Raw genomic sequence first — 7,977 nt, forward strand, 5'->3', positions numbered from 1 at the left:
CTCGGGGCGGGATGGGTCCTCCTCGTCCGCGGGGATGGGGACGGACGTCGTGGGGGCCGTCATCGCTCCTCGTCCTCCTCTTCGGGCGAGCGCCCTCCTGCCATCAGGTGGGCGTACTCGGCGTTGGTGCGCAGCAGTTCGTGGTGCGTGCCCACGGCGGCGATCCGGCCGCCCGACAGCAGGGCGACGCGGTCGGCCAGCAGGACCGTGGAGGGACGGTGGGCCACGATCAGGGCGGTGGTGTCGGCGAGGACCTGGCGCAGGGCGGCCTCCACGGCGGCCTCGGTGTGCACGTCCAGGGCGGACAGCGGGTCGTCCAGGACCAGGAACCGGGGCCGTCCCACGACGGCACGGGCCAGTGCGAGGCGCTGCCGCTGGCCGCCGGAGAGGCTGAGGCCCTGCTCGCCGACCTGTGTGTCCGTGCCCTGGGGGAGGGCGTGCGCGAAGTCGGCCTGTGCGATGGAGAGCGCGCGGTTCAGTTCGGCGGCGCCGGCGGTGGCGCCGGCGCCCATGAGAACGTTGTCGCCGACGCTCGCGGAGAAGAGGGTGGGTTCCTCGAAGGCGACGGCGACCATCGAGCGCAGTTCCTCGCGGGACAACTCGGTGATGTCCTGCCCGTCGAGGGTGATGCGGCCCTCGGTCACCTCGTGGAGGCGGGGGATGAGCGCCGTGAGGGTCGTCTTGCCGCTTCCCGTCGCGCCGACCAGGGCCATGGACTCGCCGGGGCGGATGTGCAGGTCGATACGGTCGAGCAGGGGCGGGGAGCCGGGCGGGGCGTCAGGGTAGCGGAAACGGACGCCGTGGAACCGCAGCCCGTCCGAAAGCCTGCGGGCGGCACCCCGTACCGCCGGGCCGCGCACCCCACCTCCCGGCACCGGTTCACGCTCACCGGAAGCCGGCGGGTCCTCGGGCTCCGCGTCCAGCACCTCGAAGTACCGTGCCGTCGCCGTCGCCGCCTCCTGGCTCATCGCCAGCAGGAAGCCGATCGACTCCACCGGCCAGCGCAGCGCCAGCGCCGTGGACAGGAAGGCCACCAGCGTGCCCGTCGACAGCGAGCCGTCCGCGACCTGGACCGCCCCCACCACCAGCGCCGCCCCGATGGCCACCTCCGGCAGGGCCATGATGACCGCCCAGATGGTGGCCAGCAGGCGGGCCTTGCGCAGCTCGGTGCCCCGCAGGGTCCGGGACAGCTCGCGGAACGCCCGCGCCTGGCTGCGGTGCCGGCCGAACCCCTTGATGACGCGGATGCCGAGCACGCTCTCCTCGACCACCGTCGTCAGGTCCCCGACCTGGTCCTGCGCCAGCCGCGCCACGTGCGCGTACCGCTTCTCGAAGGCCGCGCTCAGGGCGACCAGCGGCACGGCCGGCGTGAGCATCACCAGCCCCAGCGTCCAGTCCTGCATCAGCATGATGACCACACCGACCACGATCGTCACACCGTTGACCAGCAGGAACGTCAGCGGAAAGGCGAGGAACTGACGCAGCAGCATCAAGTCGGTCGTGCCCCGGGAGAGCAGCTGGCCCGACGCCCACCGGTCGTGGAAGGCCACCGGCAGCCGCTGCAGATGTCCGTAGAGGCCCGCCCGCATCTCCGCCTCCACGTGCGACAGCGGCCGGGCCACCAGCCACCGCCGCAGCCCGAACAGCAGGGCCTCCGCCACTCCGAGCAGCAGCAGGTACAGCGCCCCGAGCCACACGCCGCGCGGGTCCCGGTCGGCGACCGGCCCGTCCACCATCCACTTCAGGACGAGCGGGATCACCAGCCCCACGCAGGAGGCGACGATCGCGACGAACGCGGCGGTGGACAGCCGCACCCGCACCGGCCGTACGTACGGCCACAGGCGCAGCAGTGTACGCACGGCCGAACGGCCGGTCGGGCCGGCGCGGTCGGCGGGATCCTCGGCGAAGACAGGTGTACTGGGCATCATGGGCGAGCCTACGGACCGCCACTGACATCGCCCACAGAGTTTTCGGCGGTTCGGCCGGATCGCACTCCGCCGCTGGTCCTACGACCTGCGCGTACGGCCGTACGAACACCCGCCCGACCTGCGGGGTATGACCGCGGCATCAACCGATCGGCTGATGTTTCCCCGAGCGCGACGGGCGATGTGCGCGGGCCCTTCCCACCGCGAACCTTGAGCCATGTCCATCATCGAAGTGAGCGACCTGCGCAAGTCCTACGGCGGCCGGGCCGCCGTCGACGGCGTCTCCTTCGCGGTCGAGGAGGGCGAGGTCTTCGGCATCCTCGGCCCGAACGGCGCCGGCAAGACCACCACCGTCGAGTGCGTCGAGGGCCTGCGCGTCCCCGACGCGGGCCGCGTCCGCGTCACCGGCCTCGACCCGGTCGCCGACCACGAGCGGGTCGCCCGCGTGCTGGGCGCCCAGCTCCAGCAGAGCGAGCTGCAGGCCAAGCTCACCGTGCGCGAGGCGCTTCAGCTGTACGCCTCCTTCTACCCGACCCCGGCCGACTGGCGGCCGTTGGCCGAACGCCTCGGCCTGACGGAGAAGCTCACCACCCGGTTCGCCAAGCTCTCCGGCGGCCAGAAGCAGCGGCTGTTCATCGCGCTCGCCCTCATCGGCAACCCCCGCGTGGTCGTCCTGGACGAGCTGACCACCGGACTCGACCCGCGCGCCCGCCGTGACACCTGGCAGCTCATCGAGGACATCCGGGCCGGCGGGGTCACCGTCCTGCTCGTCACGCACTTCATGGAAGAGGCCCAGCGGCTGTGCGACCGGATCGCCGTCATCGACCAGGGGCGGGTCGCCGCCCTGGACACCCCGGACAGCCTGATCCGGCGCTCGGCCGGTGCCACCGTCGTCAGCTTCACCCCGTCCGCGCCGCTGGACGAGGGTGACCTGAACGCGCTGCCCGAGCTGGCGTCCCTCGCCCACGAGGAGGGCCGGACCACGCTCTCCGGTACCGACGAGACCGTCAACGCCGTCATCACCCTGCTCGCCCGCCACCGCGTCACCGCCCACCAACTCCGCGTCACCGACGCCACGCTCGACGACGCCTTCCTGGACCTGACGGAGGTCGCCGTATGAGCAACACCCTTGTGCACCGGGCCGTACTGCGCACCGAGATCCGGCTCTTCGGCCGTGAGCCCGGCGGCATCTTCTGGATCCTGCTGTTCCCCACCCTGCTGCTGGTGATCCTCGGCTCCATCCCGTCCTTCCGGCAGCCCGACCACTCCCTCGGGGGCCTGAGGCCCATCGACGCCTACGTGCCGGTCACGGTGCTGATCGGGCTGCTCATGGGAGGGCTGCAGGGCATGCCGCAGACCCTCACCGGCTACCGCGAGCGCGGCATCCTGCGCCGGATGTCCGCCACGCCGGTCCGGCCCGCCGCCCTGCTGTCCGCGCAGATGGCGCTGTACGGGGGAGCGGCCCTGGTCTCGGCACTGCTCGCGCTCGCCGTCGGGCGGCTCGTCTTCGACGTGACCCTGCCCGAGCAGCCGTTCGGATACGCCGTCGCCCTGCTGCCGGCCGTCCTGGTGGCGCTCGCCCTGGGGGCGGTGATCTCCGCGCTGTCGCGCACCACGAAGATCGCGGGCGCGATCGGGTCCGCGGCGCTCTTCCCGATGATGTTCTGCGCGGGTGTGTGGCTGCCGGTGCAGGCCATGCCCGACATGCTCGCCCGGATCGTCGGCTGCACCCCGTTCGGCGCCGCCGCCCAGGCCCTGAACCAGGCGACGGCGGGCCACTGGCCGGGCTGGTCCCACCTGGGCGTGCTGGTCGCGTGGACGGTGCTGCTCACCGCGGCGGCCTGCCGCTGGTTCCGCTGGGAGTGAGGTGCAGCGTGCCCGGCTCTGTGTCCGACACTGAGGGGATGAGCGAGACGGGGGTGGTGGAACAGCGGTGGGCGATGTTCCACCGCTGGGGGGCGGCCGGGCTGCTGACCGTCGGAACCGTGATCGCCTCGGTGGCAGCCGATGCGGTCGGCATGACCAGCGGTGAGCGGTACGCGGCCGCCGGCCTGGTCGGCACGGCGTACGCCCTGGAGGTGTGGTGGAGACGGGCCTCGCGCAGCCGCCCCGGCCCGTCCTCGGTGAGTACGGGTTACTACGTCCTGCGCTGGGCGCTCGCCTTCACCCTGGCCTGGCTGAATCCCCTGTTCTCCTTCTACGCGGGCATCGGCTACTTCAGCGCCGATCGGCTGCTGCCGCAGCGGCTGCGTAAGGCCGGTCTGTTCGCCACCGCCGTGACCCTCGCAGGCTCCCAGGCGGGCGGGCTGCCCCCGCGCGGTGGTATGGGCTGGGCCTTCTTCGGGGCGATCCTCGCGGTGAACATCATGCTGGTGGCGTTGTTCGCCCACCTCGCCGACCTGGAGGACGCCCGGGCCCGTACCCAGGCCGAGACCATCGCCGAACTGGAGCGCACCAACACGGCGTTGCAGCAGGCCCTCGACGAGAACGCCGCCCTGCACGCCCAGCTCCTCGTCCAGGCCCGCGAGGCCGGGGTCGCCGACGAGCGCCGGCGCCTGGCCGCCGAGATCCACGACACCCTCGCCCAGGGCCTGACCGGCATCATCGCCCAGCTCCAGGTCGTGGCGAACGCCCCGGACGAGGCGGTGGCCCACGAGCACGTCGGCCGCGCGATCGACCTGGCCCGGCACAGCCTGGGCGAGGCCCGCCGCTCCGTGCACAACCTCTCCCCGGCGGCCCTCGACGGCAACGGTCTGCCCGAGGCGCTGAAGAAGACGGTCGCGGACTGGGGTGAACGCACCGGCTCACGGGCCGACTTCACCGTCACCGGCACCGCCGAGCAGTTGCACGAGGAGGTCGCGGCCACCCTGCTGCGCATCACCCAGGAGGCCCTGGCCAACGCCGAGCGGCACGCCCGCGCCTCCCGCGTCGGCGTCACCCTGTCCTTCATGGGCGACGAGGTCTCCCTCGACATCCGCGACGACGGCCGCGGCTTCGACCCGCTCACCGTGCCCGAGCGCACCCGCGCCGGCGGCTTCGGCCTGGACGGCATGCGCGCCCGCGCCGAACGCATCGCCGGCTCCCTCACGGTCGAGTCCGAACCGGGGCACGGCACGGCCGTCTCGGCTCGCGTACCGTTGGTGCGCCATGACCGATGACGCCGTGATCTCCCTGCTGATGGTCGACGACCACCCCGTCGTACGGGACGGCCTGCGCGGCATGTTCGAGTCCGCGCCCGGGTTCACGGTGCTCGGCGAGGCGTCGAACGGCGTCGAGGCGGTCGAGAAGGCCGCCGCCCTCGACCCGGACGTGATCCTCATGGATCTGCGCATGCCGGGCGGCTCCGGCGTGGACGCCATCCGGGAACTGACCCACCGCGGCACCCGCGCCAAGGTGCTGGTGCTGACGACGTACGACACCGACTCCGACACCCTGCCCGCGATCGAGGCGGGCGCGACCGGCTACCTGCTCAAGGACGCCCCGCGCGACGAGCTGTTCACCGCCGTCCGGGCCGCCGCCCAGGGCCGTACGGTCCTCTCCCCGGCCGTGGCCTCCCGGCTGGTCTCCGCGGTCCGCGCCCCGGCCCCCGGCAACGAGCCCCTCTCCGCCCGCGAGCGCGAGGTCCTCGCCCTGGTCGCCAAGGGCACCTCCAACCGGGAGATCGCCCGCGAGTTGTTCATCAGCGAGGCCACCGTGAAGACCCACCTCACCCACCTGTACGCCAAGCTCGGCGTCAAGGACCGCGCGGCGGCGGTCGCGGTGGCGTACGACCGGGGGATCCTCGGTCAGTCCACCGGTTGACCGGTCCACCGGTCCGCGACCCTGAGCAGCAGGACGGACCTGGCGGGCACCGTGACCGCCGCACCCGAGGTGTGCGACACGGCCGGCGCGTCCGCCTGTTCCTCCCGTGAGGTGTCCACGATCACCTCGTAGCGCTCCGCCCACGGCGGCCCCGGCAGGACGAAGCTCACCGGGTGGTCCCCGGCGTGCAGTACGGCCAGGAAGCTGTCGTCGACGACCGGGGCGCCGCGCTCGTCGCGGCCCGGGATGTCCCGGCCGGAGAGGTACATGCCCAGGGTGGCGGCGGGGGCGTACCAGTCTCCTTCCGTCATCTCCGTGCCGCGCGCGGTGAACCAGGCCAGGTCCCGCAGCCCGTCCGCCGAGTGCGCGCGCCCGGAGAAGAACGCGCGGCGGCGCAGCACGGGGTGCCGGTGGCGCAGGGCGATCAGGCGGGAGGTGAGCGCGCACAGCTCCCGCCAGCCGGGGTCCTCCAGCAGGGTCCAGTCCAGCCAGCCGATCTCGTTGTCCTGGCAGTAGGCGTTGTTGTTGCCGCGCTGGGTGCGGCCCATCTCGTCGCCGGCGACCAGCATCGGCACGCCCGTCGACAGCAGCAGCGTGGTCATCAGGTTCCGCAGCTGCCGGCGCCGCAGCGCGCGGATCGGCTCGTCGCCGGTCTCGCCCTCCGCCCCGCAGTTCCAGGAGCGGTTGTCGTCGGTGCCGTCCCGGTTGCCCTCGCCGTTGGCCTCGTTGTGCTTGCGGTCGTACGACACCAGGTCCCTGAGGGTGAAACCGTCGTGCGCGGTGACGAAGTTGACGGAGGCGTAGGGGCGGCGGCCGTTCCAGGCGTACAGGTCGCTGGAGCCGGACAGCCGGTAGCCCATCTCCCGCACGTCGGGCAGGGCGTGCCGCCAGAAGTCCCGTACGGCGTCGCGGTAGCGGTCGTTCCACTCCGTCCACAGCGGGGGGAAGGCGCCCACCTGGTAGCCGCCCGAGCCGACGTCCCACGGCTCGGCGATCAGCTTGACCCGGCGCAGCACCGGGTCCTGGGCGATGACCGCGAGGAACGGGGAGAGCATGTCCACGTCGTGCATGGAGCGGGCCAGCGCCGCCGCCAGGTCGAAGCGGAAGCCGTCCACGCCCATCTCGGTCACCCAGTAGCGCAGCGAGTCGGTGATCAGGCGCAGCACGTGCGGCTGGACCACGTGCAGGGTGTTGCCGCAGCCGGTGTAGTCGGCGTACCGGCGCGGGTCCGGCTGGGGGCGGTAGTAGCGGTGGTTGTCGATGCCCTTCAGGGACAGCGTGGGGCCGTACTCGTTCGCCTCCGCCGTGTGGTTGTAGACCACGTCGAGGATCACCTCGATGCCGGCCGCGTGCAGCGCGCGCACCATCCGCTTGAACTCGCCCACCTGCTGCCCCGTGGTGCCGGAGGCGGCGTAGGCCGCGTGCGGGGCGAAGTAGCCGATGGAGTTGTAGCCCCAGTAGTTGCGCAGGCCGCGGCGCAGCAGGTGGTCCTCGTGCGCGAACTGGTGCACCGGCAGCAGCTCCACCGCCGTCACGCCCAGCCTCACCAGGTGCTCGACCGCCGCCGGGTGGGCCAGTCCGGCGTAGGTGCCCCGCAGTTCCTCCGGGACCCCGGGGTGCCGCCGGGTGAAGCCGCGCACGTGCAGCTCGTAGATCACCGAGTCGGCCCACGGCGTCTTGGGACGGCGGTCGTCGGACCAGTCGTCGTCATCGTGGACGACGACGCCCTTGGGCACGTACGGCGCCGAGTCCCGCTCGTCGCGCACGGTGTCCGCCACCGACTGGTCGGGCCAGTCCCGGACGTGCCCGTACACCTGAGGGGGCAGCCGGCTGTAATCATTTCCTTTGGCACCGTCCACCGCGCGCGCGTACGGGTCGAGCAGCAGCTTGGCCGGGTTCCAGCGGGCGCCGGTCCACGGGTCCCAGCGGCCGTGCACCCGGTAGCCGTACCGCTGCCCCGGCATGACGCCCGGGACGAAGCCGTGCCAGATCTCGTGCGTCAGCTCGGTGAGCCGGGCGCGGGTCTCCCTGCCCGACTCGTCGAACAGGCACAGCTCCACCGCCTCCGCCCCGCCCGCCCACAGCGCGAAGTTGGTGCCCGCCGCCCCGTCCGGGCCGACCCGGAAGCGGGCGCCCAGCGGTGCCGGCGCGCCCGGCCACACGGGCACGCCGGGCGGCGGCGCGGTGCGGCGGGCGCCGTTCACGGCGGCGGACGGGCGGTCCTCCCGGACGGCCCGCCCGTCCTCGGTGG

At 72.9% G+C, this 7,977-nt stretch carries 6 protein-coding genes; 4 read left to right on the forward strand and 2 right to left on the reverse strand.

What is annotated here, in order from left to right; all coding sequences use genetic code 11:
• Window positions 1-59 precede the first annotated feature (59 nt).
• On the reverse strand, window positions 60-1,925 hold the full coding sequence (locus C1I97_RS25945) for an ABC transporter ATP-binding protein (RefSeq protein ID WP_441349151.1): 1,866 nt from the start codon (window positions 1,923-1,925) through the stop codon (window positions 60-62).
• A gap of 217 nt (window positions 1,926-2,142) precedes the next feature.
• Here C1I97_RS25945 and C1I97_RS25950 point away from each other — a divergent pair, with 217 nt between their 5' ends.
• From C1I97_RS25950 to C1I97_RS25965, 4 genes are read left to right on the forward strand one after another with little or no spacing between them, the layout of a single operon-like run.
• Window positions 2,143-3,045, forward strand: a complete 903-nt coding sequence (locus C1I97_RS25950; protein ID WP_111005591.1) for an ABC transporter ATP-binding protein — start codon at window positions 2,143-2,145, stop codon at window positions 3,043-3,045.
• Entirely contained in the window at window positions 3,042-3,791 is a 750-nt protein-coding gene (locus tag C1I97_RS25955) for an ABC transporter permease (protein WP_111005592.1), read from the forward strand. The genes C1I97_RS25950 and C1I97_RS25955 overlap by 4 nt, the downstream gene beginning before the upstream one ends.
• 38 nt (window positions 3,792-3,829) lie before the next feature.
• Window positions 3,830-5,083 (forward strand): sensor histidine kinase, encoded by a 1,254-nt coding sequence (locus C1I97_RS25960; RefSeq protein WP_111005593.1) that lies wholly within the window; start codon window positions 3,830-3,832, stop codon window positions 5,081-5,083.
• Window positions 5,073-5,726, forward strand: coding sequence for a response regulator (locus C1I97_RS25965; protein WP_111005594.1), 654 nt, complete (start codon window positions 5,073-5,075; stop codon window positions 5,724-5,726). The genes C1I97_RS25960 and C1I97_RS25965 overlap by 11 nt, the downstream gene beginning before the upstream one ends.
• Here the strand turns inward: C1I97_RS25965 and glgX are convergent.
• A complete protein-coding gene (glgX, locus tag C1I97_RS25970; RefSeq protein WP_111005595.1) occupies window positions 5,711-7,930 on the reverse strand; it encodes a glycogen debranching protein GlgX in 2,220 nt (739 codons plus the stop codon). The two genes, C1I97_RS25965 and glgX, sit on opposite strands and share 16 nt — an antisense overlap.
• Window positions 7,931-7,977 lie beyond the last annotated feature (47 nt).

It is taken from the genome of Streptomyces sp. NTH33, assembly GCF_003236365.1.
GTDB lineage: Bacteria > Actinomycetota > Actinomycetes > Streptomycetales > Streptomycetaceae > Streptomyces.